Origin of the sequence: Streptomyces sp. CB03234 (assembly GCF_001905885.1) — a bacterium.
Lineage (GTDB): Bacteria > Actinomycetota > Actinomycetes > Streptomycetales > Streptomycetaceae > Streptomyces.
The window spans coordinates 633,995-659,197 of record NZ_LIYH01000001.1 but is presented as its reverse complement, the minus strand read 5'-3'; the positions used below and the strand labels follow the sequence as shown (position 1 = coordinate 659,197).

27 protein-coding genes are annotated in these 25,203 nt (G+C 66.9%); 16 read left to right on the top strand and 11 right to left on the bottom strand.

Annotation, left to right across the window (positions count from 1 at the left end; all coding sequences use genetic code 11):
* The first annotated feature begins 108 nt into the window (after nt 1-108).
* The 5 genes from AMK26_RS02960 (at nt 109) to AMK26_RS02940 (ending at nt 4,015) form a co-directional block, all read left to right on the top strand.
* Nucleotides 109-489: a hypothetical protein gene (locus AMK26_RS02960; RefSeq protein ID WP_241837774.1), complete on the top strand. Its 381-nt coding sequence runs from the start codon at nt 109-111 to the stop codon at nt 487-489.
* Nucleotides 490-641: 152 nt separating this feature from the next.
* Nucleotides 642-1,001 (top strand): hypothetical protein, encoded by a 360-nt coding sequence (locus AMK26_RS02955; protein ID WP_055550344.1) that lies wholly within the window; start codon nt 642-644, stop codon nt 999-1,001.
* Nucleotides 1,002-1,006: 5 nt separating this feature from the next.
* Nucleotides 1,007-2,308: a radical SAM protein gene (locus AMK26_RS02950; protein WP_073751587.1), complete on the top strand. Its 1,302-nt coding sequence runs from the start codon at nt 1,007-1,009 to the stop codon at nt 2,306-2,308.
* Complete coding sequence (locus AMK26_RS02945; RefSeq protein ID WP_073751585.1) at nt 2,305-3,210, top strand: radical SAM protein; 906 nt, start codon at nt 2,305-2,307, stop codon at nt 3,208-3,210. The genes AMK26_RS02950 and AMK26_RS02945 overlap by 4 nt, the downstream gene beginning before the upstream one ends.
* Before the next feature lie 34 nt (nt 3,211-3,244).
* Nucleotides 3,245-4,015, top strand: coding sequence for a hypothetical protein (locus AMK26_RS02940; protein WP_073751583.1), 771 nt, complete (start codon nt 3,245-3,247; stop codon nt 4,013-4,015).
* A gap of 58 nt (nt 4,016-4,073) precedes the next feature.
* Here the strand turns inward: AMK26_RS02940 and aspS are convergent, their stop codons facing one another.
* Nucleotides 4,074-5,384: an aspartate--tRNA(Asn) ligase gene (gene aspS, locus AMK26_RS02935; RefSeq protein ID WP_073751581.1), complete on the bottom strand. Its 1,311-nt coding sequence runs from the start codon at nt 5,382-5,384 to the stop codon at nt 4,074-4,076.
* A gap of 352 nt (nt 5,385-5,736) precedes the next feature.
* Here aspS and AMK26_RS02930 point away from each other — a divergent pair, with 352 nt between their 5' ends.
* The 3 genes from AMK26_RS02930 to AMK26_RS02920 are packed head-to-tail and all read left to right on the top strand — an operon-like array spanning nt 5,737 to nt 8,723.
* Nucleotides 5,737-6,207, top strand: a complete 471-nt coding sequence (locus tag AMK26_RS02930; protein WP_073751579.1) for a GNAT family N-acetyltransferase — start codon at nt 5,737-5,739, stop codon at nt 6,205-6,207.
* Nucleotides 6,204-7,154 carry a hypothetical protein gene (locus AMK26_RS02925; protein ID WP_241837773.1) on the top strand — a complete coding sequence of 317 codons (951 nt, stop codon included), beginning with the start codon at nt 6,204-6,206 and terminating at the stop codon, nt 7,152-7,154. The genes AMK26_RS02930 and AMK26_RS02925 overlap by 4 nt, the downstream gene beginning before the upstream one ends.
* Nucleotides 7,155-7,196: 42 nt before the next feature.
* Entirely contained in the window at nt 7,197-8,723 is a 1,527-nt protein-coding gene (locus AMK26_RS02920; protein ID WP_073751577.1) for an amino acid permease, read from the top strand.
* A gap of 240 nt (nt 8,724-8,963) precedes the next feature.
* Here the strand turns inward: AMK26_RS02920 and AMK26_RS02915 are convergent, their stop codons facing one another.
* Nucleotides 8,964-10,028: a DNA-methyltransferase gene (locus AMK26_RS02915; RefSeq protein ID WP_073751575.1), complete on the bottom strand. Its 1,065-nt coding sequence runs from the start codon at nt 10,026-10,028 to the stop codon at nt 8,964-8,966.
* A 179-nt stretch (nt 10,029-10,207) separates the two neighbouring features.
* Here AMK26_RS02915 and AMK26_RS02910 point away from each other — a divergent pair, with 179 nt between their 5' ends.
* Genes AMK26_RS02910 through AMK26_RS02890 form a run of 5 tightly spaced genes read left to right on the top strand, consistent with a single transcriptional unit; the run spans nt 10,208 to nt 15,509 of the window.
* Entirely contained in the window at nt 10,208-10,840 is a 633-nt protein-coding gene (locus AMK26_RS02910; protein WP_073751573.1) for a hypothetical protein, read from the top strand.
* Nucleotides 10,840-12,975 (top strand): DEAD/DEAH box helicase family protein, encoded by a 2,136-nt coding sequence (locus AMK26_RS02905; protein WP_073751571.1) that lies wholly within the window; start codon nt 10,840-10,842, stop codon nt 12,973-12,975. The genes AMK26_RS02910 and AMK26_RS02905 overlap by 1 nt, the downstream gene beginning before the upstream one ends.
* Complete coding sequence (locus AMK26_RS02900) at nt 12,968-13,180, top strand: hypothetical protein (protein ID WP_143608441.1); 213 nt, start codon at nt 12,968-12,970, stop codon at nt 13,178-13,180. Before AMK26_RS02905 ends, AMK26_RS02900 begins: the two co-directional genes overlap by 8 nt.
* Nucleotides 13,180-15,129 (top strand): AAA family ATPase, encoded by a 1,950-nt coding sequence (locus tag AMK26_RS02895; RefSeq protein WP_073751567.1) that lies wholly within the window; start codon nt 13,180-13,182, stop codon nt 15,127-15,129. Before AMK26_RS02900 ends, AMK26_RS02895 begins: the two co-directional genes overlap by 1 nt.
* Nucleotides 15,129-15,509 (top strand): hypothetical protein, encoded by a 381-nt coding sequence (locus AMK26_RS02890; RefSeq protein WP_073751565.1) that lies wholly within the window; start codon nt 15,129-15,131, stop codon nt 15,507-15,509. Before AMK26_RS02895 ends, AMK26_RS02890 begins: the two co-directional genes overlap by 1 nt.
* A 121-nt stretch (nt 15,510-15,630) precedes the next feature.
* Here AMK26_RS02890 and AMK26_RS02885 read toward each other — a convergent pair whose 3' ends face one another.
* The 5 genes from AMK26_RS02885 to AMK26_RS02865 form a co-directional block, all read right to left on the bottom strand.
* The gene (locus AMK26_RS02885; protein ID WP_073752967.1) at nt 15,631-15,960 is read right to left on the bottom strand and encodes a hypothetical protein; all 330 of its coding nucleotides are present in this window, start codon (nt 15,958-15,960) and stop codon (nt 15,631-15,633) included.
* Between the two features lie 79 nt (nt 15,961-16,039).
* Entirely contained in the window at nt 16,040-16,330 is a 291-nt protein-coding gene (locus tag AMK26_RS02880) for a hypothetical protein (protein ID WP_073751563.1), read from the bottom strand.
* Nucleotides 16,330-17,379, bottom strand: coding sequence for a major capsid protein (locus tag AMK26_RS02875; RefSeq protein WP_073751562.1), 1,050 nt, complete (start codon nt 17,377-17,379; stop codon nt 16,330-16,332). Before AMK26_RS02875 ends, AMK26_RS02880 begins: the two co-directional genes overlap by 1 nt.
* 14 nt (nt 17,380-17,393) lie before the next feature.
* Nucleotides 17,394-17,810 carry a K structural protein gene (locus AMK26_RS02870; protein WP_031070169.1) on the bottom strand — a complete coding sequence of 139 codons (417 nt, stop codon included), beginning with the start codon at nt 17,808-17,810 and terminating at the stop codon, nt 17,394-17,396.
* 106 nt (nt 17,811-17,916) lie between these two features.
* Nucleotides 17,917-18,624, bottom strand: a complete 708-nt coding sequence (locus AMK26_RS02865; RefSeq protein ID WP_073751560.1) for a hypothetical protein — start codon at nt 18,622-18,624, stop codon at nt 17,917-17,919.
* A 377-nt stretch (nt 18,625-19,001) separates the two neighbouring features.
* Here AMK26_RS02865 and AMK26_RS36885 point away from each other — a divergent pair, with 377 nt between their 5' ends.
* On the top strand, nt 19,002-19,163 hold the full coding sequence (locus AMK26_RS36885; protein WP_158071100.1) for a hypothetical protein: 162 nt from the start codon (nt 19,002-19,004) through the stop codon (nt 19,161-19,163).
* A 27-nt stretch (nt 19,164-19,190) separates the two neighbouring features.
* Here the strand turns inward: AMK26_RS36885 and AMK26_RS02860 are convergent, their stop codons facing one another.
* Nucleotides 19,191-20,825 (bottom strand): hypothetical protein, encoded by a 1,635-nt coding sequence (locus AMK26_RS02860; protein WP_143608439.1) that lies wholly within the window; start codon nt 20,823-20,825, stop codon nt 19,191-19,193.
* A 246-nt stretch (nt 20,826-21,071) separates the two neighbouring features.
* Here AMK26_RS02860 and AMK26_RS02855 point away from each other — a divergent pair, with 246 nt between their 5' ends.
* Nucleotides 21,072-21,410: an ArsR/SmtB family transcription factor gene (locus tag AMK26_RS02855; protein WP_073751556.1), complete on the top strand. Its 339-nt coding sequence runs from the start codon at nt 21,072-21,074 to the stop codon at nt 21,408-21,410.
* A complete protein-coding gene (locus AMK26_RS02850; protein ID WP_073751554.1) occupies nt 21,407-22,108 on the top strand; it encodes a cation transporter in 702 nt (233 codons plus the stop codon). The genes AMK26_RS02855 and AMK26_RS02850 overlap by 4 nt, the downstream gene beginning before the upstream one ends.
* Before the next feature lie 142 nt (nt 22,109-22,250).
* Here the strand turns inward: AMK26_RS02850 and AMK26_RS02845 are convergent, their stop codons facing one another.
* Genes AMK26_RS02845 through AMK26_RS02835 form a run of 3 tightly spaced genes read right to left on the bottom strand, consistent with a single transcriptional unit; the run spans nt 22,251 to nt 25,202 of the window.
* On the bottom strand, nt 22,251-23,744 hold the full coding sequence (locus AMK26_RS02845) for a terminase large subunit domain-containing protein (RefSeq protein WP_073751552.1): 1,494 nt from the start codon (nt 23,742-23,744) through the stop codon (nt 22,251-22,253).
* Nucleotides 23,741-24,274 carry a hypothetical protein gene (locus tag AMK26_RS36570; protein WP_073751550.1) on the bottom strand — a complete coding sequence of 178 codons (534 nt, stop codon included), beginning with the start codon at nt 24,272-24,274 and terminating at the stop codon, nt 23,741-23,743. The genes AMK26_RS02845 and AMK26_RS36570 overlap by 4 nt, the downstream gene beginning before the upstream one ends.
* A gap of 25 nt (nt 24,275-24,299) precedes the next feature.
* Nucleotides 24,300-25,202 carry a ParB N-terminal domain-containing protein gene (locus AMK26_RS02835; protein WP_073751548.1) on the bottom strand — a complete coding sequence of 301 codons (903 nt, stop codon included), beginning with the start codon at nt 25,200-25,202 and terminating at the stop codon, nt 24,300-24,302.
* Between the last annotated feature and the right edge of the window lies 1 nt (nt 25,203).

Sequence of the window (25,203 nt, the reverse complement as noted above, 5' to 3'; positions counted from 1 at the left end):
TTTGTCCGCGCACACCCGCCTCCAGAGTGGAATGGTCCTCTCACACTCAGTTGTGAGGGGGCCTTTCCTATGTCGGACGCGATCCCGACCACTCGACTGCCAAGGTGGATGCCTCTCGGCAGCGAGCCGGAGTTGTGTCCCGCCGGCACGTGGTGGGACGCCATCCGTGCGCCCGAGCACGTGGGCCGCAGGGCTGTAGAGCTCATCGAGGAGCAGGGGCTACCTGTCGGGTCCGTCGTCCTCGACGACGGCGGCCGTGAGCCGCGCATGTACTTCCTGACGCCGGTCGGCACCGCTGAACGGTGGGAGGAACAGGGCACTGTCGCGTTGGGACCGTCCTGCCACGTTCTCGTCCCCTCGGCGAAGCGGACGTCCGGCCCCGGACTCCACTGGCACCGGCTGCCCACCGGCCCCCGTGCCGTGATCTCACCTGACGGGCTTCACCGCGCCCTGATCAAGGCGCGCCGGGAACGCGAAGGCCCCCATTAGGACTCGCTCTGCGGCCTGAACTCCTCCCCCGTGGGAGCTGCCGCAGAGCGGCTAGACGCCGCCCCACCCACTCCCCGTGGGGCGGCCCCCGCCGGACCCCGGCGGATGCAAGTGATTGTTCCAGCACGTCCGACACACAGAGAGGATCAACTGTGCCTCAGCCCAGGCGAGAGAAGAAGGACCACCTGATCTACGCGGACGTCGTGGACTCCAAGTCCAAGGCGGGCGTCTGGATGGGCGAGCGGGCCTCCTTCCAGGAGAAGCAGGGCCGCATCATCGACGCGCTCAAGGAGCAGACCGACTGGGTCGAGCTGAAGGACGCGATCATGGTCATCGGCACCGACCCGGCCGGCATCACGGTCATCGCCCCCAACCCGACCCTGCCCGGCGTGATCGTCCTCGCCGACGGTGGCTCGCCGGCCACCTCCGCGAAGCTCCAGGCCACCGCCGAGGACAAGGTCCGCGAGGTCATGGCCGAGCTCGGCATCGCCGAAGAGGAAACGGCGGCCTGACCAACATGGCCGTCCCCCGGATGCTGTGGGGGAAGTACTTCCAGTACGAGCGGGACGGGGAAGCAGTTCTCCTCGACCCGGTCGGGCTGGACAGTGTGTTCATCGACTCCGGCGAGGTCCACGACCTCGCCGGGGTCCCCCCGACCGCGACTCATGAAGCCCTCGCAGGGCTCGGCTTCACCTCCGACGGCCCCCTGGCCGACCGGCGAGAAGCACTCCGTAACCGTCTTCGACTCCTTGGGCTCGACGCCACACCTGACCGCATCAGTGGTCTGCGCGTAGTGCTCACCGACCGCTGCAACATGGCCTGCACTTACTGCTTCGTCGATACGAACACCGGCAAGCCGGACATGACGAAGGAGGAGCTGTCGGAGGGCCTGGAGTTCCTGTTCGAGCAGAACGCCGGCCAGGAAGAGGTGTCCATCCAGTGGTTCGGCGGCGAGCCGACGATCCGCTTCGACCTCATGCAGTACGGTGACCGGCTCGCAGATACCCTCGCCGACCGCTACGACGTTGCAAGGGTCCGGCGCACGGTCGTCACCAACGGGGCCCGTCTCACCGACGAAGCCCTCGCCCACTTCGTCTCGTACGAGTACGGGGTCGGCATCTCCATCGACGGCCCCCCGGGTATCAACTCCGCCCACCGCCTTCTGCTCGGCGGACAGCCCGCAGACGACCGTATTCGCCGCAACGTCACCCGATTCGTCGAGGCGGAGGGGCTGCACGTGGGCTGCAACCTCACCCCGACGGCAGCGAACATAGGGCGCCTCGCCGAGACCGTCCGGTGGATCATCGACGACCTCGGGCTGAAGTTCATCTACGTCAACACCCCCATCCCGACCGCGGGCCGCTGGCAGGTCAACGGCGCCGATCTGGCCCGCGAGCTGTACGAGGCACGCCTGGCCGCCCTGGGGCGCGGCGGAATGCTGTTCTCTGTCCTCGACCGCGCCTTCCAGGCCCTCGACACCCGCCGGCCGATGCTGTTCGACCACATGCAGGGGGACCGCAGTCTGAACGCCGCCCTGTTGCCCGGCAACCGGGTCAGCCTGTGCGACATCAACTTCACCGAGCCGTCGTTCCTGCACACCCTGGACGAGTTGCGTGCCGATCCAGGCCGAATGGCTGGTGTGGCGAAGAACGTCGCGCCGATCCCCGAGTGCGGGAACTGCCCGGCGCTCGCCATCTGCGGCGGCCCTTCCCGCAACGAGCAGGCCCTCGTCGGAGGCACCAGCCCTGATCCCGAGATGTGCGCGTTCTACACGAGCACCGTGGAGATAGCCGTGTGGGACAACACGGGGGTGCAATGAGCGTCCAAGTCCGTACGGCGCTGGTCTCCACGGCCGGGCACTGCAAGGTGGCCTGCGGCTTCTGCTTTCGCGCCGACCGTGCTCACGGCTTCCTCGACACCGCGACGTTCACACGCACACTGTCGCGGCTGCGGGAGGCCGGCGTGGAGGGCGTTTGTCTGACGGGTGGCGAGCCCACCCACCATCCGCAGCTCAGGCAGCTTGCCCGGCTGTCGCACCAGTTCGGCATGTCGGTGTCGATGGTGACCTCGGCTCGCTCCGTGGCCGAGGTCATCGCCCTCTCCCAGGTCACCCACCTGCTGAGCAACGTGACCGTGTCCGCCGACTCGCAAGGCGCGATGCTGCTGGGACGCACCACCCGCACAGCGGCCTCGGGCATCGCCACGCTACGCGCCATCAGCACCGAGACGAAGATCCTCCACGTCACCTGCTGGGGCCTGAGCGACGATGAGTGCCAGGAGCTGGCCGACCTCGTGTCCGAGGCAGGCGTGGAGGTCCAGTTCAGCCCCGTCGTCCTCGACGAACGCGCCTTGCGCCGGGACGGCAAGTCGGTCCAGGACTATCTCGTACAGCAGCATCTGGACGCCGACGTGCTGAGCCGCTACTTCAACCTGTCCGATCGGTACCGGGCCTACCTCGGTGAGCTCCGGGACCTACAGCTGCCACCCACGGGGGGCGAGCGGTGGTCGTGCCGCTCGGCGACCGCGTACGTGTCCGCGGACGGTCACATACGGCGCTGTCCCTACGGCCAGGCATCAGTCAGCGTCCATGCGCCTCGGGCCAGCATCAGACAGTTCCTGACCGATCCGGCGCAGGACCGCGTGACCCCGGACTGCGCTGCCATCTGCCGATCCTCCGCCGCATCCGACGACCGCGCGGCGTCGTGCGCCGCGCCGGCGTGAGCGGCGCTACGTACACGACTTCATGGACCGCCCTATGACGATCACGACACCGGACGACTTCACACATCGGTGGCGGCAACCACCGAACTTCTCCCTGGAGGTCCCCTTCGACTACACGTTCCTGCCCGCCATCGACGTCCTCGACCACATCCGCCAGGACACGGAAGTGCGCTTCACGATCCTCGGAGACGACGACTGGCAGGTGCGCATGGACCGCACCGCCGCCTTCCGCACCGCCCCGCTCGAAGAGATCGTCACGTGGCCGTTCCGGCTGGTGCACTTCAACCTCAGCCGCTTCTACGACGACCTTCTGCACGGCTTCCAGGACGAGGTGATGATCCCCTGGCGCGCCCATCTGTCCGCCCGGGGTTTCACCTGGCAGCGCCTGGCTCCGATCCTCTTCCTGTCCACCGAAGGCGCGTCCTCGACGTACCACAACGACAACTCGCACGGTCTGGTCTGGCAGGTGCATGGCACCAAGACGTTCCACAGCTACCTCGCACCCGACAAGCACCTCTCGGCCGAGGCCGCGGTGATCGGCGAGACGACGGGTGAGGAGCCGCCCGAGCATGACGCGGCCGACCGCCAGTCCGTCGTCGTGCGGCCCGGCGACCAGTTGTGGAGCCATGCCCTGACCCCCCACTGGGTCACCACCGAGTCGTCGCTCGCCATGAGCGTCACCCTCTCCCACGGCGGCCTGTGCCACCAGGGTCGCTTCTCCGAACGGGAGTTGGCGCTACGGGCCTACTGGGACAAGAACCCTGCCGAGGCGTGGACGCATGACCTGCGCAGCGTCCGCTACTGAGACCGCGTCCCACGACACGAGGCATCGGCCCGTGTCGTGGGACGCGCCCATCAGCCGGTTACGGCGTGAGACGGTTCGGTCCGCGGAAGAGGAAGGTGGCCTCGCGGATCGACTCCAGCCCGAGGAGCACCATCAGCACCCGGCCGAGGCCCATGCCCAGGCCACCGTGCGGCGGGCAGCCGTACCGGAACGCGTTCAGGTAGTCCTGCAGCGGCTCTGGGCTCATGCCCTTCTCGGCGGCCTGCTTCAGCAGCACGTCATACCGGTGCTCGCGCTGTGCGCCGGTGGTGACCTCCAGCCCCTTCCACAGCAGGTCGAAGCTCAGAGTCACACTCGGGTCGTCGGCCGGCCGCATGTGGTAGAAGGGCCGGATGCTCACCGGGTAGTGCGTGATGAACACGAACTCGTGCCCGGTGGCCTCCTGGATGTGGGCGCTGATGCTGCGCTCGCCCTCCGGGTCCAGGTCCTCCTTGATCCCTTCCGGGTCCCAGCCTCCCTTGCGCAGGATCTCGTGCGCCTCGGCCATGGTGATGCGGGGGAAGGGCGTCGTCGGGACGGTGATCTCCACACCGAAGTGCTCTCGGATGGCCTCACCGTGGGAGTCGGCGACCTTCGCGATCGCGTGGGCGAGCATCTGCTCCTCGAACGCCATCACGTCCTCGACGCCGTCGATCCAGGCGAGCTCGACGTCGACGCCGGTGAACTCGGTGGCGTGCCTGGAGGTGAACGATGGCTCGGCACGGAAGACGGGGCCGATCTCGAAGACCTTCTCGATGCCGGCCGAGATTGCCATCTGCTTGTAGAACTGCGGCGACTGCGCCAGGTAGGCGCTGCGGCCAAAGTAGCCGAGCTTGAAGACCTCCGCTCCGGATTCCGACGCCGTACCCATGAGCTTGGGGGTGTGCATCTCCGTGGCGCCCTGCGCGTAGGCGTACTCGCGCATCCCCTGTTCCAGGGTGGTCTGCACGGCGAACATCAGCTGTGTGGCGGTCCGACGGCGCACGTCCAGGAAGCGCCAGTCCAGCCGATGCTCAATGCCGGTGTGCTCGTCGATCGGCAGCGGCGTAGCGGCCAGGTTCAGGACCTCGACCGACTCAGGGACGAGCTCCAGGCCGCCGAGCTTGACCTGCTCAGCGTCGACGACGCGGCCGGTGATCTTGACTGCGGACTCGGGGGTGAGAGCTTCGAGCTGGGCCTCAAGCGGCCCGTCGTCACGCTTGTGGGTCACCTGCACCATGCCGGTGCTGTCCCGCACGATGACGAACTGCATCTTGCGCTGCAGGCGCAGGGTGTTTACCCACCCGCAGACAGTGACGGTACGGCCGACGTGTTCTCGCAGGTCAGAGACGTGTACGCGGCTTTGGATCATTGCGGTCCTCCGAAGGACGTCGTCATGATCCCTTGGGAGTGCGGGCGAGAAGGGCAACTCGCGGTGCCACCGCACTTTCGCCGCCACAGCGTGGCGGCCTCATTCGGGCCCGTTGACGGGGGCCAATCGGCGGGGCATTGGACCACCGAACGGGGTCGTTCCTCCCCGCGCTCAGGAGGGTCTTCGCCTCGGGGCGCGAGGCCGCCTTTCCAGCTTCCGGCGGCTCTCTCGGCTCGCGTGATCCCGGGCTACTCGTCTCCATCAACGCGTTGCCCAGCAGGATACGGATCTCACGGGCACCGCCGCAATCAAGAACACACTTCTGAACGGGAGGAACGGCTGTGAGCGTCCCGTGCGACGGGCGGTGGCCGCCGACGCCGGGGAATTGGCCCGCCTGCGCCAGCTATCGCTGACCTGCCCGGCGGTGCCTTGGAGCAGGCCCCGGGATGTACCGGACGGGCCGTGGGTCAAGGAGTGCCAGCAGGTGTTCGCTGCCATGCTCGATGGCCCGGACACGGCCGCCGCGTTCGTGGTGGATGCGGCTCCCGGCCGCGTGGCGTCCTGTGCGGTGGGGTTTCTCCTACCTCGACTTCCTGGCCCAGGGAGCAGCAAGCCGTTCAACGGTGACATCAGCACCGTCGCCACCGATCCAGAGTTCCGCAGGCGGGGCTATGCCCGGGCAGTGGTGACGGCCCTCATGGGCTGGATGGCCGTGCGCGGCTGCAAGCGCATCAGCCTCACGGCCAGCCCAGAGGGAGATCCGCTCTATACGTCGCTCGGGTTCGTGTATGACGAACCTCGGATGACCTGGCGGGTCCAGTGATTGCCCGGCACCGGAGCGACCAGAGCGTCCCGCTCGATCAGCACCCGGCGCGCGACGACGTCGCGCTGCGGCCGGCGGTGGAGGACGCCGCGATGGGCCGTTGGGAGGGGGCACGGGATCTGCTGGCGGCGACCGGCACGGACTGGGATCGCCGGATCTTCCGCCTTCAGGTACTCGCCGAGGCCGGAGCCCGCCTGCGGTTCGCCGACACCTGGGCAAGGGCCGAACCGCGCTCGCCGCACGCACTCGCCCTCCTGGCCAACGTTCAGGCCCTCCGAGCCATGATCGCCGGGCCAGGCAGCAGCGGTCGGGGCCTGATGGAGGAAGCCTGGGCCACCTGTCGCGCGACCCTGGAAACGTGGCCCGAGGACGTGGCGCCGCTGGTCGTGATGCTCGCGCTGCTCCGCACCCACGCCCCGAACCGCAAGACCCTGAACGCGGTGTGGGACGAGATCATCAAGCGCGACCGATGGAATCGCGAGGCGCACCACGAGGTCGTGACCTTCCTGCTCCCCCGCTACCACGGAGAGCAGGGCGAGGCGATGTGGTGGGCCGAGGAGCAGGCGGCCATCGCCCCTCAAGGGCTGCCGATCGCGGTTCTGCCACTCGTGGTGATCGCCGAGGCCCACCGGACCCGCCAGGAGCAGGACCGCGACGCTTACGGGCTCACCATCCATCCATGGGTCGACTGCCCGCAGATCGACCACGTGCTGGAGGGCTGGTGGCGCTACCGCGCCCCGCGACCGCACGCCTGCTTCGCGGATGACGCCAACTACCTAGCGCACGCCCTGTCGTTCGCGAACCGTCACAGCGAGGCCCTGGAAGTCTTCGACGCCATCGGCCCTTACGCCACGCAGGTCCCCTGGTCGTACTGCGGACAGGCCCGCGATCTGTTCCTACGGCACCGCGCCTGGGCCTACAGCCCACCGCGGCGCCGACGCCGCTGAACCCTCGAACTACCCCTTAAACGAACGAAGGACGGAAATCCTGTGCCCCTCGATGTCTCTCGCGTCTCTGACGAGGAACGCCTGAAGCAACTCGGCTACCAGCAGACGCTCTCCCGCTCCATGTCGGGCCGCGCCAACTTCGGCGTCAGCTTCACGATCATCTCCATCCTGTCCGGCTGCATGACCCTCTACGGCTACGGAATGAACACCGGCGGGCCAGCGGTGATCATGTGGGGCTGGCTGTTCGTCGGCTTCATGACGCTCTTCGTCGGGCTGTCCATGGCGGAGGTCTGCTCCTCCTACCCCACCAGCGCGGGCCTGTACTTCTGGGCGCACCGCATGGCGCCCGCGAGAACGGCCGCGGCATGGGCGTGGTTCACCGGGTGGTTCAACACCCTGGGCCAGATAGCCGTGACCGCAGGCATCGACTTCGGCGCCGCCACCTTCCTCAACGCCCTACTGGACCTGCAGTTCGGCTACGCCGCCACGCCCGGCCACACCATCACGCTCTTCGGGATCATCCTCGTCCTGCACGGCGTACTGAACACCTTCGGCGTGCGCATCGTCGCCTTCCTCAACGAGGTGTCCATCTGGTGGCACATCCTCGGCGTCGTCGTCATCTGCGGCGCCCTGGTGCTCATCCCTGACCACCATCAGTCGACTAGCTTCGTCTTCGGCGAGTTCGTCAACAACACCGGCTTCTCGTCGAGCGTCTACGTGGTGCTCATCGGACTGCTCATGGCCCAGTACACGTTCACCGGCTACGACGCCTCCGCCCACATGACCGAGGAGACCATCGACGCCTCCACCGCCGGCCCCAAGGGCATCGTCCGCTCGATCCTCGTCTCCCTCGCCGCCGGCTTCGTGTTGCTGTTCGGCTTCACCTACGCCATCCACTCCTACTCGGGCGCGCTCGAGTCGACCACCGGGGTGCCACCGGCGCAGATCCTGATGGACGCCCTCGGCGCGGCGGCCGGCAAGTGGCTGCTGCTGGTCATCATCGTCGCCCAACTCTTCTGCGGCATGGCCTCAGTGACCGCCAACTCCCGGATGATCTACGCCTTCTCCCGCGACGGCGCGCTCCCCTTCTCCAAGACGTGGCACAAGCTCAACCCGGCCACTCGCACCCCCACGAACGCCGTCTGGCTCGCCACCGGTGGGGCCTTCGCTCTCGGCCTGCCCTACCTGTGGAACAGCACCGCCTACGCGGCTGTCACCTCCATCGCGACCATCGGTCTCTACATCGCCTACGTGATCCCCACCTTCCTCCGACTGCGCCAGGGCGACAGGTTCGAGCGCGGCCCCTGGCACCTCGGCTCCTGGTCCACCGTCGTCGGCACGATCGCCATCGCATGGGTCTTGGTGATCACCGTGCTCTTCATGCTGCCCCAGACGTCACCGATCACCGCGCGCACCTTCAACTACGCGCCCGTCGCGGTCGGCGTCGTCGTGGCCTTCTGCGGTGCCTGGTGGCTGGCCTCGGCCCGTAAGTGGTTCCTCAACCCGGCGCACCCTCGCAACTCCGGCCCCCAGCAGGGAGGCCCCAGGCAGGATCTCGCTCACCGATAGGACACGGCAGCACTTGGTGGACCGACCACGAAAGATTGGCTTTGGCTCGGCTCCACCACTCCGGTCGCCACATACAGCAGTACGCGTGCTGGCTCTCGGGAGAGCCAGCACGCGTACTGGAGCAGCCAGACGACGTTAGTCGGGGAGCTACTGGGCCTTCACCGAGTCCGTCATCAACTTACCCGGCAGCAACATCTGCGAGGCACCATCGCCGCGTCTCAGCTCGACGCCGCCGGTCCCTCATCCAGCGTCGATGCTCAGCTGGGTTGACGCGTCTACGGGCTTCAACTTGATGTCCGCCTCGGTCTGCTCGCTCAGATGGCCCGAGCTGCCTCTCAGTTCCAGCGTGGCACCAGCCTCGATCTGCTGCACTGCGAGCCGAATATTCTCCGGCTTCTGCCCTTCCATAAATCGCACAGCAGAGAGGGCAGCGTATGCGGGATCCAGTTCGAACGACAGCCAATCCCTGCCAAGATTTTCCGCAACTCTTCCAGTCGTGTTGGACCCGCCGAAGAAGTCCACAACAAGATCCCCCGGCTCAGTCAACATCTCGATGAAGAAAGCCGGCAGCTTGAGAGGAAAACGAGCCGGGTGACCCTTTACGTCCATCGCCTTCAACGTACGGAGGTACGCGTCATTGGACTGACTGTTGGGAATGTCGAGCAGATTAGAAGGGAGCGCGCCACCGTTATCGACGCCGAACGCCTCGCCAATGTCGTGCTCCGATGGCCTTTTCTTGGGCCTGTAATAGGCTGCCGGGTTTTTCAATAGCTGCTGCATGGACTTGGAGTAGGGTACGCGAACCCGACCGACGTCCGCCTTTGGCTGCTCGGTTTTGGAAAGCCACCAAACTGTATTGACTGCATCCTTGGCACGCCATTTGCGCTTGTTCACCCATTCAATGGGCGAAGGTAGCTTCGAGCGGTTGTACCAATAGAATTCCTCGGCCAGGAAGTAGCCGAGATCATCAACGAATGCGAGCAGGGCACGGAACTGATGCAGAGACCTCACCGGGACGCCTTGTTGGTAAGCGCCACCGATGTCGATCACGAGGCTACCCGTGGGCTTGAGTGCATCCTTCGCGAGCTTCGCAAACTCCACGAGCCACTCGACGTATTCGTCTTGATCCTCATTCCCGTACGCCTTCTTGCGCAGGAGCGGGAAGGGAGGGCTTGTCATGAATAGGTCGACGCTGTTCGCCGGCAGCTCGCCGAGGAGCTCCAAGCTGTCCCCTGTGAGCTGAGCGCCGCGCGGCGTGGTGTAGCAAACGCGACCCGACCGCAGGCAATCAAGGACGTCCTGCATGTAGAGCCCCTCCGCAACTGATCAACGCCTGCCACTATAGCGGCCCAGGGGGGCTGCTGGCTGCATCTGTGCCGCCCCGGACCAGGCAGAATCGCTCGGGCCAGGGGGAATGTCAGTGGCGTCTGAGACTGTGTACGTGGTCAACGACGGACAAGTAGGGTTGCGGACGAGGGGGAGGCGTGGGATCGACAACACCCGGCTGGCTCACGCTGCCGGAGGACGAGTTCCAGGAGCGGTACCGACCCGCCCGGAACGCCACCAGCGGTTACCTGCATCGCGTGCTCATCCGCGCTCTGGGTCCGGGTGTCGCCGCGCTGCCCTCCGACGACGCGCTGACGCGCAAGCCACTGATACTCGATCTAGCCTCGCCGCTGCCTCCCCGCCTTCGCTTCTACGTCTACCAGGCGACCCAACATCCCTCCGAGCGCCAGCAGGGGACGTTCAAGATCCAGCTGTCCGTCGGGGTCACGCGCGACGGACAGCCGGCGTCCCCCAAGGAGAAGCGGCGCTGGTTCGACCGCGCCGACAACATTCGGCCGATCGCGATGGGGTACCACCCCGACTGGAACCTGTTCATCCTGTGGGACGCCGATCTGCACGACATGAACGGAGGATTTACCTTCTCCAAGAACGTGCAGACTCCGCCTGAAATTGTCTGGGCCGCCTTGGCGAAGGATATCTCGCACGGCTCTCGTAGGCTCCGCGGGGGATTGACCGAGACGATCGTTGCCGCCCGCCCACATCGCCTGGTGGAGGCGCTGAACCTGCGAATCGACCTGAGCAACGAAGTAATGTGCGAGGGGTTGTTCTGATGCTCAGGGACCTCGGCAACCTGCGAACTGAGTACACCACCGACACTGACGACATTCCCCGCGACTTCTATGACCCATGCCTGCGTGAAGCGTCCTCCTATGACCGCATCACCGGGTTCTTCAGCTCAACCGCCTTCCACCTTATTCAGTCCGGCCTTGAGACTTTCTTCCTTCAAAACTCAGGCTCCATGCGAATGCTTTGCTCACCCAGGTTGAGCAGGGCTGACGCCGATAGTCTCGTGTACGGCTACGAAGTGCGCGATGATGCTGAGCTCGTCACCAAATTGCGAGGTGAACTCGCTCAACTTCTTCGCTCGTCTCATGCCGATACGGCACGCCTGCTGGCGGCACTGGTCGCTGCGGGCCGCCTGGACGTGAAATTGGCCCGCGTCACGCCCAAGGCGTCCATTCACAACAAGCGCATGTTTCACGACAAAGTCGGACTCTTCTCTGACACCGATGGTGATGTCGTCGGCTTCCGCGGGTCGGCCAACGAGAGCTACCTCGGACTCTCGCCTGACGGCAACATCGAGTCGATTGACGTGTGGCCGTCTTGGGAGGGCGGCCGTGACGCTGAGCGGGCCCGCCATGCCGTCGCTCGCTTCGAGAGACTCTGGGAAGGGGTCGTCCCCGGTGTCACCGTCATCGGCCTTCCCAGCGAGATCAGAGAGGAACTGGAGCACGTCGCGGAGGACGCGGACCTCGTCGCTCTTCTACGCGATGCCGCTGCTGGCCGCATCGGTCGACCGCCCAAGGACGAGTTCACTCTCGGAGGCATCCAGCTACGCGAGCATCAGCGCAGCGCGGTACGTGCCTGGGAAGCGAACGACCACGCCGGCCTGCTGGCCCACGCTACGGGCTCCGGCAAGACAATCACAGGTCTCTACTCCGCTGGCCTTGCCCTGGAGCAAGGTCTGACGCCGCTGATCCTCGTGCCCTCCCGCCTGCTATTGGACCAGTGGGCAAAGCAGGTCCACGAGTTGCTGGGCGCCCGCTCAGTGCTGGCCGGCGGTGGCCACGATCGCTGGAGCCGCAGTGGCGCGCTCCGCGCCGCCGTGGAGTCAAGTCGCCCTGGACGCAAGCACGTCTTGATCGCGGTCCTCAACACTGCGTCCAGCCCCGCGTTTCGGGCACAACTGCGGCCTGTGGCCAACAAAGTGTTCACCATTGCTGACGAGGCACACCGGCTGGGCAGTCCTCGGTTCCGCACGATCCTTGAGTGGCTGGATACCCCCTGGCGTCTCGGACTCAGCGCCACGCCCGAACGAGCCAACGACCCAGAAGGCACAGATGCGGTCGATAGCTACTTCGGGGGCGTCATCCACGAGTACACCTTGAAGGACGCACTCGACGACGGCGTACTGGCCCCGTACGTCTACCACCCGTCGTGGGTGGACCTGACCGATGACGAAAAGGAACGCTGGGACCGACTGACGAGCGAGATCCGGCAGCGATACGCCATGGCACAGGCGCCCGGCGCCGCGCCCCACGCTCAAGACCAACTGCGCCGCAAGCTCATCGAGCGCGCCCGCATTGCCAAGGGCGCAGCCTTCAAAGTGTCCAGAGCTGCTGAACTTGTGGCAGAGCATTATCGTCCCGAAAAGGATCAGAAGTGGCTCATCTACTGCGATAACCAAGACCAAATGTCCCTGGTGCGACAAGCACTGTCGGCTAGAGGAATTCCGTCATTGGAATACCACAGTCAGATGCGCAGCGATGCGGAAGCCACGCTGAGGCTATTCGATATCAGCGGCGGGATCATGGTCGCGATCAAGTGCCTGGATGAGGGTGTAGATATCCCCTCGGCCTCACACGCGCTCATCCTGGCCAGTTCGCGAAATCCTCGCGAGTTCATTCAGCGACGAGGGCGGATCCTTCGACGTTCACCCAACAAGACCGTTGCCACACTAATTGACGTACTGGTTCTGCCGGAAGCTACGCAGAGGGACGACCCATCGTGGCCTCTCGTTGTGGGCGAGCTATCACGAGCCATCCAATTCGCCGGTTGGAGCATCACGCAGAGCTCCGTTTCGATTCTGGAAGACAAGTGGGTATCGATGGGGTTGTCTCTCAGTCAGCTTGATGAGATCCGGCCTAAGGGTATCGAAGATGATGAGGGGGGAGCAGATGCCTGACCGAAATGAAGAGACGGCAGACTTGCTGGCGACCGTTGAAGAGGTCCGGAAGGAACGCTATCCAGATCTGGATCCGGAGCTAGTCAGCGAGATCCTTGGGGTGCAGCACGAATTCGCTGAAGACCACGCCGAAGCTCGAAAGCGTACGGAGCAGATCGTGAACCGCTGGGTTACCCAGCGAGCGGCTGCGGAGGGGGCAAGCTGATGTTGACTCTTGATCGACTGACGGTCGAAGACTTCGGCCCCTACCGGGGCCGCCAAGAGATGACCTTCTCCAGCGATCGCGGCGTCTACATCGTCTACGGGCCGAATGGGCGTGGTAAGACGACCCTGCACAACGCCTTCCGATACGCTCTGTACGGTGAAATTCATGGTCGTCGCGGCGCCGAAGACGCCTCGGAGCTGGTAAACACAGAGGCCCGCAAAGAAGCCGGCGGCGTGGGAGCCTTCGAAACGGTGCTCGACTTCCATGACAATGGAGTTCCCTACCGTCTGATCCGCCGCTACGACGAGGGCACCCACCCAACCGAAACCGTGATCTTGCAGCGCGACGGTGAAGTGCTGTCTCCGGATGATTCCAGGAGGATCATCCAGATGATCGCCCCGGAATCGGTAAGCCAGTTCTTTCTGTTCGACGGCGAGCTCCTTCGTCAGTACGAGGATCTCCTGGATCCTGGAAGCGAAAAGGGCGCGGAGCTTGAGCGGAGCATCGAACGGGTTCTCGGCATTCCGATTGTCGGAAACGCCAAGGCGGACGCTGTGGCGATCTCCCGAGCAGCGTCCAAGCAGCTGAGCGAGCAGTACGCCGCCAACCACGAGACCAACCGTATGGGGCTGGCCCTTAAGGAAGCGCAGGACATTCGCGATCGTCACCAAAAGGACTACAGCGATGTCGAGTCTCAGATCGAAGCTGCCCAGAACCGAATCTCCGAGCTCGACGTCTTGATGCGCGAGCAGCAGAAGGCTCAGCACATCCTGGGAAAGATCGACCAGTTGCAGGTCCAGATCGCCGGCGTGGAAGGTCGCGAAACAGCGGCGATCGACGCGCTAGACGAACTCTCCACAGACCTGTGGAAAGCCGTTCTGGCTCGCTCCGCCACTGCTCGTCTCGCTGAGGTCGACGTCGCTGTCGCAACGGCGGAGTCCGAGCTCAGCGAAGCCGCAGCAGCCATGCGAGATCTGACGCATCTGCACACAGCTCCCGACTGCCCTGTATGCCACCGCGAGATTCCGTCGGCCTTGCGGGACCAACTGACCGAGAAGATCCAACGAATCGCATCTGCCGGGCACCAGGAGGACGTCCAGACCCGGTTGGACCGGCTCCGTGCCAAGCGCCGCACTCTCCAGAGTCTCGCCCAGCAAGACGTTCGACTCATCGTGGAGCGTGACGCCAACCTTCGCCAAGTGCGGCTGGAGAAGGAAGAACTCTACGGCGACATCGCCGAACTGAGGCAGCAGATCGACGAGATCGGGCAGAGCGAAGAGCAAGTGCGCGCACTGTCCACGGAGCGCGACGAGCGCCACGCCAAGCTGGAGCGCGACAAGGACCGCTTGGCCGCTATTGACGTCCAAATCCGCAAGAAAGAGGCGGACATCGAGGACTTCAAGCGTCGGCTCCGGAAGCAGGTGACCCCCGACCGCACCATCGAGTTGAAGGACGAGGTGGCGCAACGACTCCGCGACCTGTTCAGCGACTCGATCGACGCGTACAGGACGAAGCTTCGCCGCCGCGTCGAAGCGCACGCCTCGGAGATCTTCCGCGTCCTGGCGTCCGAGCCCGACTACGTGGGGCTGCGCATCACCGACAGCTACGGGCTTGAGATCCTCGACAAGGACGGGGAAGTTGTCCGACGTTCCGCAGGTTATGAGCATCTCGTGGCCTTGTCTCTCATTGCCGCGCTTCAAGACAGCGCCGCAGTCCGAGGCCCGGTGGTCATGGACTACCCGTTCGGTCGACTGGACGCCGACAACACGGCGCATGTGGTGGCGGCTCTGCCACGAATGGCGCGCCAGGTGATCCTGCTCTCGTTCGACGGGGAGTTTGATCGAGCCGCCGCACTTCAGGCGTTGGGGGGCAATCTGGTGGCCGAGTATCAGCTGGAGCGGCGAAGTTCCAAGCACACTGTGATCGAACGCCGGAGGGCGGCTGTCTGATGGCTGATCTCAAGAACATCGCGCTCACCATCGAGGCGACGCAGGCGGCAGCGGATCTCATCCACTGGCTGGGGATCTCGGAAAAGACGCAATTGGCGGACCGAGTACGTCTCGGTTTCGCCTACGCGATCGAAAACCAGGTCGACCTCACCCGCGCTCCTGGCACCCGCGGCGGGAGCAACTACGACACCGGTGGTCTGGACCCGGACGGTCTGATGGCCGAGACGGTCAAGATCTACTATCCGGAACCTGAGGTCATCGCGGAGCCTTATCGGGCGGTGGAGATCTTGATGAACAAGGGACTACTCCTGCTCAGCGAGCATTGGTCGGCCGGAGACGTTGGCAGCATGGGGGACCTCGTGGACAGGCCCGCAGGCTGATCCGAGTTCGTACTCGGCGGGCAACTCCGACCACGGCGCCTACGAGATCAAGGGGTGTGGGCACGTCCAGCCTGGCTGGACGTGCCCACACAGGACTGCGGCTCGCGCCGGCGGTCAGCCCCTACCTGTACCGGCGTGTGGGCAGCAGCCACGTGACGCCAAGCATCTCGTCGGCCTCGTCCTGGTCATCCGAGCCCTCCGGCGAGGCGATCTGGCGCACTTGCTCGATCTGCCGCTCCATCCCGCGTAGGTTCTCCTGAAGGTCCATGGTCACCACGCCGTCGACGGTGACCTTCAACGGGTCGGCCAACAGCTTGGCGCGCCGCTCGCCCAGGACCTCGAGCGCGACGGCGCGCACCGACCGCAGCCGGAAGAAACGGCGTTCCAGGTCGGCCGGGTCAGAGTCCGGGCCGAGCTGCGCGAGGAGCCACGACCGCTGGAACTCGTCCACCAGGTTCACATCCCTCGATACGAGGCACGGCCCGGAGCCAGACGGGGGAAGCCGGCTCCGGGCCGCGCGCGTGAGCGTATTACGCAGAGGACGAGCGTGTCCGCCGCGACGCCGACTTCTTCGTGCCGCCCCCGCCGGCCTCGCCCTGTCCCGAGTCAGGCTCGGCGCTGCCCGCAGTCGGGTCCGGCTCGCCGACAGCGACCGGCTCCGGATCGGCGTCGTCCTGCGTCAGGGCGTCCCAGGCGTCCGGGTTGGTGATCAGCTCGGCCACCTCCAGGGCCGGGCTTTCGCCCGGCAGCAGGATCAGCTCCTCCCGCGTGGTCGGGTCCTGTACGTAGACCGCGGCCTTCAGCCGCCCGCGGCCCGCCATCACAGGACCTTCGCCACGATGTGCGCGTCCGGGGTGTGCATGACGGGCATGCCGACCGCGGCGCCCTTGGTCCAGATCTGCACGGGGTCATCCTGGACGCCTCGGGTGATGATCAGGCCGGGGGCGTCCTCCCGGATGATCTCCGGGTTCGAGCCGCGCGACAGCACCAGGGCCTCCGCGGTCACCCCGTACATGGTCTGCGCCCACTTCTCCCGCTCCGGCGGCACCAGGATCCACAGGTCCTCGGGCAGCACCTTGCGGGGCTTGCCGTCCACCCGCACCTGGGCCTTGTAGAACTGGATCGGCGGCAGGCTGTAGTTGCCGCGCACCACGTTGATCTGCTGCGGGGTCAGCGTCGCCGTCGGCGTGGTCGACGGGCTCACGGACCCGTAGTAGGCCGCCCTGTAGGCGTTGTTCGCCGCCAGGTAGCTGAACGCCTTCCGGCTGGTGATCACCAACTCCGGCTCCGGCGCGCCGATGTCGTCCAGGTGCTGGATCCACCGCAGCTCGTCCGCGATCGGGTCGGAGGCCGGGTCCGACCACGGGATACGGGAAACCGGCATGTTCTCGGCGGGGACGTTCCAGTCCACCTCCAGCGTCAGGCCGTTCTCCTGCTCCAGCGTGAACCGGCCATCCACGAGCACGTCGCCGGCGGCCAGCTCCAGCCGGGACCGGATGGCCTCGACGTGCCGTTCCACGTCGTCGTACAGCAACTCGATCAGCCGGTCCTGATCCGAGCCGTGCGACGCCTCCAGCAGGATCTGCTCCTGCTCGGAGACGACGAGCTTCTGGCCCAGCGCGGGCAGCGCACCCTCGCGGGACGTCTGCCACGCTTCACGGGTCGCGAACGGAACCGAGGCGTTGAACGCCCGGTACTTGGCGACATTGACGTACCGGCCGGAGTCCTTCGTACGCCACTTCACCTCCCGCATCTCCACGGTCGGGAAGATCGTCTGAGTGAGGAGGAAGTCCTTCGGAGATGGGATCGCCCTGGCGAACGCCGTCAGGTCCATGACCGAGACGTCCTTGAGCAGGTCCTGAATCGTCACAGCTCAGCCCCCGCTCACACGAAGCGGATCTGCGCGGCACGCGGGTGCCACACGAGCTGGGACACGTCGATGCCGCCCGGCACCTTCGACGCCTTCACCGCGCCGTGCCACAGCAGCGCGGCCGGAACACGGGTCTGTCCCGGCGCGAACGGGGCCTCGGCGATCACGAAGCCGCGCAGGATCTGGCGACCGCAGTGCGCCTCCGGGTCGTACGGGCCGTACAGGCCGGACTCCGCGACCCTGCCGACCGGCACACCGGACAGGACCCGGCCGTACGGGTCGCAGCCGTCGCCGCACACGTAGTGCGTGCCCTCGCAGAACAGGTTCAGGTCGAGGGTGATCGTGTCGACGGAGTCGGTGCCGTGCAGCGACGCCAGCCACTCGCGGTTGGCGGTCGTGTACTCGGACGTCGATACGGGCTGGATGGTCATGTGCGTGTCTCCATGGACGCTGCGGTCAGATTCCGCACACCGCCCACGGAGGCGATGCCGTCCACGAAGTTCAGGGGGCGTGGTCCCCCAAGGTCTGAGGCCCGGACTATCGGGCTGCGGAGTCGCTGAACTCCGGGATCAGGCCACGGCGCTTGGCCATCTCCAGCCCGGCCGAACCGGGCTTGGACACCGGGGCCGTACGGGTCGGGCCACGCCCTGCCGGTGCTCCCGCGGGGGCGGCCGGCACCGGGGTGCGGACCTCACCGAACAGCTCCGGACGCCTGGCTCGCAGGGCCTCGGCCGCCGACTGGATCTGCGCCTCGTCCGCGTCCTCGTCGTCCACGGCCAGCAGACGCTCCGCGTCCACCAGATCGTCGCCCTCCGCGCCGAGCGCCACCAGCGCGGCCCGGCGAAGCGCCGCCCGCTCCCGCTCGGCGGCCAGCTCCTCCCGGCGGGCGGCCTGCAACTCCCGCTCGGCAGCAGCCTGTTCCCGGCGCTCCACCTCCGACAGCGCGGCCTGCTCGGCCTCCCGCTGCGCGGTCACGAACTCGGTGAGCGCCTTCGGGGAGTCGAACCCGAGCGTGGACAACAGCCGCTTGATCGCGGCCCGTTCGCCCTGCGCCTTCTCGCGGGTGAGCATCTTGCCCAACCGGTCCTGGGTGACCGTGACCTGCTGCTCCTGACCGCCGCCGTCCGTGGCGTCATCGAGCTGGTCGTTCGTCTCGTCCTCCGACGAGGCACCGAGAATCGGGTAGATCGGCCGCCCGTCACGGCGGTGGCCGACAGGACGGCGAGGCGGCAGGGGCCGGACCATACATCTCCTCCAGAGCGCGCCCCCGCGCTGCCGATCAGTGTAGCCAAGACGGGCATGCCGCTGCCTGACGCGCCGGAAAGACGGCATACGGGCAATAGCAAATACCACATCGAGGCATGGCATCGCTACGCCAAAGCCTGGCCACTTTGTCGCCACTTCCTCGCGATGTCCGGCGACACAAACCGGAAGAAGCATTTCTTTTCAACCTGCCTCATCAGGGACGTGATGGCCGAAGTGGCGGCAAAGTGGCCAGGGTTTGGCGTAGCAGTGCCACGCGATCCCCGGCAACGTTGAGATCACTCAACCACCGGGGCGACCGCTCGCGGTCAGGGCCTCGCCCGGACCCCCTCACCCTCGACCGCAGCAGGAGAAGGAACTTGGACTGGGACACGCTCACCCGATGGGCACTCGCCGCGTTCGGCTTCCTCGGCCTTTGCCTCATGCTGCTGACCGGGTTTCTCCGCCAGCTCCCGGAACTCATCCGCGCTCTGCAGGACGCCCGAGCAGCCATGCAAGGCCGGAACAACAACGACGACTGAAAGAGCTCAGACCACCGTCGACAACGATCAACGCCCAGAACCAGTCCGCTCCAACTCACCACTGCGGCCGACCTGATCGACCTCTCCCCGTGACTCCTGGCCTTGCTCCGCCTCGGGCGAGCCGCGCCCCACGGCGGTCTCCGCCATCCGCACCGCGGCCTCCTGCTCCGCCTTCGCCCGGATCCGCTCCACCTCCTGCGAGGCGTCCTTGATCGGGTACCCGGCCTCCAGCAGCATCGCCACCGCCGTCTCCAGCGACAGCACCCCCGCCCCGTACGCCTTGACGACCTCCTCCAGCACCGCGCCCCGGTCCGTCGGCGTGTGCGGTGCCCACGCCAGCCGCGCCGGCAGCGTCTCCCCGGCCGTCCAGCCCTCCGCCCGCCCGGCCTGGTATAGCCGCTGCACCATCTTGAACAGCAGCCGGTACTTGTGCTCCCTCGCCAACCGCATCATCCCGATCAACGCATCCAGCGGCCCCAGCGCCAGCTTCAGCGCGTACCCCGAGGGCACCTCCGTGGCCTCCAGCGTCCCGAGCCCGGCCGCCGTCACCCGGCTGTTCGCCGCGATCCGCTCCAGCAGGTGATCCACCCGCGCCCGCAGTTCGGCCAGCTGAGGCGACGTGTCCAGGGCGTCCATCCGCCCCGTCTCACCGAGCTGCCATACGGCACCGGCCTTCACCTGAAGCTCCTGCGGCTTGCCCGTCGCCCGGTCCACCGGAAGCCGCGCACCCGCGAGCCCGATGATGGGCGTGCCCGTTGTCGCCGAGGCCGCCGAGCTGTCAGAGTCCGTAGCCGCGAGCTCGTCGAGCGCCTGCAGAACCCGGGCCAAAATCGAGCGCCCCCAGTGCTCCCCGCCGTCGGGGATCGTGTTCGCGATGTGCACCACCGGCACGAAGTCGATCATCAGATCCAGCCGGTTCAGCTCCGTACCGTCCGGCCGCACCCGGAAGCTCGCCTTGTCCATCGGCAGCCGGTCCAGCGTCTCGCCGTTCTTCAGGTCCTCCAGCAGCCACTCCGCGTCCGTGAGGTAGCACGTCACGTTGGACGTCCGCCCCGGCTCCCACGGGTACTGCCGCCCACCAGCCGCAGCCGTCTCGTCTCCGTCCTCGCCGCCCTCAGAGATCGGCCCCAGCTCGTACGTCACCCGGCGTACCCGGGCCTTCAGCCCGGCGTCGTCGTCCGCCGGCAGCTCCCACGCCAGATGCACCCGGCTGGGGAAGTCCTCGTCTTCGTCGTCCCACTGGGGGAAGAAGAACCCCGGATCGTAGACTCGCAGCGTCGGCCGCTGCTTCTCCGGGTTCCATGCCAGAACCATCACGCTGTCCCCGAGCAGCACCGCCGCACGCTCGGCCTGCTGGACCCGGAACGTCAGCAGCTCCTTGTCCGCCCACTTCCGCAGCCGGTCCTGGACCGCGGCGGCCTCCGCCGCTCCGGGCGTCGGCGTCTCATCATCGGCGTGCTCCGCACCCTCGACCGTGACCTTCTGGTCCGAGCCGAGGAGGTAGCCGAGCGCAGTGTCCACGAGGTTCGCTGCGTCGCCCAGCTCCCGCCGCTCCATCGCGCTCGCGTCGCCACCGGCCGCCGCAAGCTGCCCTGCCTGGTTGTTGTCGTACGACGCCAACACTTTGTACGCGGCCAGCCGCCGCAGCTCATGCGGTGGCACCCATGTCTTAGTCAGCTCTGGGAACGCGCGGCTGCCTGGACGGCCAGCCTCCGCCATCACTGGCTTGTAGTTCAGCCACGACCACGCATCGATCACGAGTTGGCGCAGGCCCACATCCACTCCTGGAAAGTCGGCCCCGCGCCGTTGCATCAGCCTAGGTCCCGCAGCCGACTGGCCCATCCGCCGCTCGACAGTGAGAACGATCCACGTTTACCTGAATTCAGGAAAGCATGTACTCTCGTTGCCATGCTGAGCATCGCATCCGACATCGAAGTGTTGGCGCGGTTCGGCCGTGCGCTCGCCGACCCGATCCGCTGCCGCATCCTGCTCGCCCTGCACGACGCCCCGGCCTATCCCGCCGACCTGGCCGACGCACTCGCCGTCTCGCGCACCCGGCTGTCGAACCACCTGGCATGCCTGCGCGACTGCGGCCTGGTCGTCACGGTGCCCGACGGCCGCCGCACCCGCTACGAGCTGGCCGATGCACGGCTCGGTCACGCGCTGGACGACCTCCGTACCGCCGTGGTGGCTGTTGAGACCGACCGCACCTGCACCGATGATGGCGAGAAGGGCTGCTGCGGATGACCGTGATATCCCTCGGTCCCTCCCCGGCCCACCGCGACGTGCTCACCAAGCGCATACGGCTGCTGGTTGCCGCCACCATCACCTACAACGTCATCGAGGCGATCGTCGCCATCACCGCTGGCACCCTCGCCTCCTCCACAGCCCTGATCGGCTTCGGTCTGGACTCGGTCATCGAGGTCTCATCCGCCGCTGCGGTCGCCTGGCAGTTCTCCGCCTCCGACTACGCCGTCCGCGAGGCTCGCGAGAAGACCACTCTGCGGATCATCGCCGTCTCGTTCCTCGCACTCGCCGCCTACGTCGCCGTCGACGCCGTCCACGCCCTGACCGGCACCGGCGAAGCCGAACGCTCCATCCCCGGCATCGTGATCGCCGCACTGTCCTTGGCCATCATGCCGTTCCTGTCCGCAGCCCAGCGGAAAGCTGGACGCGAACTCGGCTCCGCCAGTGCGGTCGCCGACTCCAAGCAGACTCTGCTCTGCACCTATCTCTCCGCCGTGCTCCTGATCGGCCTGGTCCTCAACGCCACCCTCGGCTGGTCCTGGGCCGACCCCATCGCCGCTCTCGTCATCGCCGCCATCGCGATCAAGGAAGGGCGCGACGCCTGGCAAGGCAAGGGCTGCTGCGCGACCCCATCTGCCGCAACGGCACCGTCCACGGACGGAGGGGACGGCTGCGGCTGCCGTCCCGGCTGCGACTGACCACCCACGAAGTCCAGCAGTTTCCCGACGCGGACAGTGACTTGCGCCCATCGGGGAGATCGGACGTGCTTCTCTGAGGCACCCGACAACATGCGCAACGCTGGAGCACGCGATCACTACGGGCAGAGGTAGCTAACCCGAGTCAGCGCCGTCCGCTCAACCGCCGGTCGTCCCCGCCACGCGGTGGCGGCATCGTGGGATCGAGGAACAGATCCCACAGCGCCCACACCGCTGAGTCCAGCAGGTCAGGCGAGTCCTCCGTCTCGCCCTGACCGACGAACGTGGTCATCTGCTCCTCCAGCTCGGCGAACCGCCGAGCCGGGCCGACATGCGACACCCGAGCCTGCTCGTACAGCTGCGCTGCCGGGGCCGCCCGCGCCCGCTTCCCTCTCGTGGCGTGCACGATGCGCCAGTTCACCGTCGGATCCACCTGCTCCAGGAGCGCGGGCAGGTAGTCGCCGCCGTTGTTCGCCTCGATGACCACGCAGTCCGCCCGGTGCTCGTGGTACAGCGCGGCAGCCCGCTTCATTGCCTGCGTCGGCGTGTACCGGTCCTGCTCGCAGTGCAGCAGATACCCGCGGGGACGGTCGTCCCCGAACATCGTCTCCACCGGGAACCCGCGCCCTGCCACCGTGAACGCGGTCATGTCCGCGTTCTCGTGGCTCTTGGTCGCCGGGTCCACGGACACCACCACGCGCTGGAGGTCCGGCAGATGCTCTGGCCGGGGCCGGAAACCCTCGACCTCCAGCATCCAGCCCTTCCACAGCGCGCCCTCCACGTCCTCGAGTAGCTCACCGGACAGCTCCTGCCGCCCCAGCCGGGTGCCGGCGTACTCCTCCTCCAGCTCCTCACGGGCCGCCGCCGACAGGTTCGCGTCGTTCTCCCGCATGTGCCCGCGGGTCAACACCACCCGAGGCGGCGCCCCGCCTTCCCCGTGTGCCTTCTCCTGCTCCCGGCCGCGCTCGACGAGCCGCTTGACGTGAGGGAGCGGCTTGGGCGTCGTGGAGATGACGACCTGCGGGGTGTCCGCCTCACGCAGGCAGAACCACAGCATGTCGTAGACCTCTTGCGCGGTGTGCCGCGACCAAGCCGCGTACTCGTCGCACCACGCCTTGTCGAACGCCCAGCCACGCAGGTTGTCCGGCGTCTCCGCACCGAACCCCCGGATCAGCGTGCCGTTCGTCAACCGGAGCGTCGTCTCACCCAGCGACGAGTTGTACTTCGCCACCTCCTCCGGCGGGAACACCGACAGCAGCCCCGACTTCGGTGACTCGAAGCAGATGTCCCGCACGAGCGTCGCGTTCTTCGCCACCACCGCGATCTGGAGCCCCGGTGTCTGCGCCCACTCCCTCACCGTCTCCGCCGCCGTCCGCGACTTGCCCCAGCCACGGCCGGTGAGCAGCATCCACACCGTCCACAGCCACAGCGGCTGACGCTGCGCCGCACGGGCATGGTGATGCAGCCACCCCGCGTGGGGCAGCCCGTCACAGTTGGGGACCTCGCACGCCCACCGCCGCGCCGACAGCTCATCAGCCCGGACCAGTGCCGCGACTTCAGCCTTCAACTGCTCGTCGCTCATCACCGATGGGTCCGCGAACCCCTCGACCATGCGGCGCTTGGCCCGGCCCCGGCTCACTGCGCGCCCTCCGACAACCGGCGCTCCAGCTCCCGGCGCAACTGATCCATCCGGGCCCGGCGCTCCTCGTCCGACAAGGAGGCCACGTCCAAGCCCTGGTCCCGGTCCTCGACCGCCCCAGCCGCTGGCGCCTCACCCACGGCCCGCCGCTCGATCTCCGCCGCGACCTGGATGTAGCGCAGCAGCTCCGACGGCGACAGCTCCCGCGGGTCGAGCGTCTGAAGTCGCGCGACCGCCTTGCTCTGCACGGCCTGCGCCAACTTCGCGTGCCTGCGGGCGATGTCCCGCCGCGCCTGCGCCTGCTCCGCGAGGAACAGCCGGTCCTGCTCCCGGTCGTAGGCCGTAGCCCGCATCACCCATGCGAACTGCCGCGACCACCGGCCCACCAGCGCGCGGGATTTATCCAACTCCCGTGCCACCTTCGTGACACTCCGCGCTGGGCCGAGATCGCGGTACACGGCGAACGCCTCGAACGCCTGGACCGACTCCCCGCTCTGCCGCTCCCAGGACTCCACGGTGCCCTCGGCCACCGCTCACCTCCTGGCCGACGGCCGACTAGTTGCTCTGTGCGGCCAGGACTTCCAGCGCCCGCCACGGCTCGTCGGCCGGCACAGTGCCGTCCTGCACCATCCGGTCGATGGCCGCCCGCACGACGGCGGCCATCTCCACCGGCACGTCCCGAACGCCGAACACCGTCTCCAGCGGCGCCGTCCCCGCCCTCGTCGCCTCCCCGGTAGCCGAGTCGAACCAGCCCTCGGCCAGCTCGCCCAGGTGCCGCTCGAACACAGCGAGGATCACACCGAGCGCCGTCGCCGAGTTGCCGATCTTGTAGGCGGCTCGGGAGGTCTCCAGCGCATCGAGCACCGGCTCGTACTGCTCCAGCCCGGCCACCCACCGCTGGTCAGCCGCCGCCGTGGAGCGGGCCGCGTCGAACGCGGCCTCGGCTCGTTCCAGCTCGTCGGGCAGGAACATGAACTGCACGCTGGCGAAGTCGAGGTTCGCCTCGCCCAGGGAGGCGACGTCCACCTTCTCCAGCAGATCCAGGGCCTTGTCGTCCAGGCCCGTGTACTGCCGCCACTCCACCGACTCCAGCTCGTCGTACAGCTCCTTGAGGATCGCCGGATCGTCCTGGCCCGCGATGGCGTTATGCGAGAGCTGGAGAGCGATCTGCCGCTGGCGGGGCAGCGGCTCGTCTATCTGCATCCACCAGATCTGCGACAGGCCGGCCTCGATCGCGGCGAGCGTGCGGTGGTTGCCGGACAGGACGACCAGCCGTCCCGTGTCGCGGTCGTTCCACACCAGCGGTGTCGAGGTCAGGCAGCCGTCGCGCTCGATGTTCGCCACGAGTTGCCGGAACTGCTCGTGCGGCAGGAACCGCGCGTTGACGTCGAGCAGCGTGAGCGTGCGCGGGTCGCCCTGCACCATCTGCGGCGGGGCGAGGCGTGTGGTCTCCTCCATG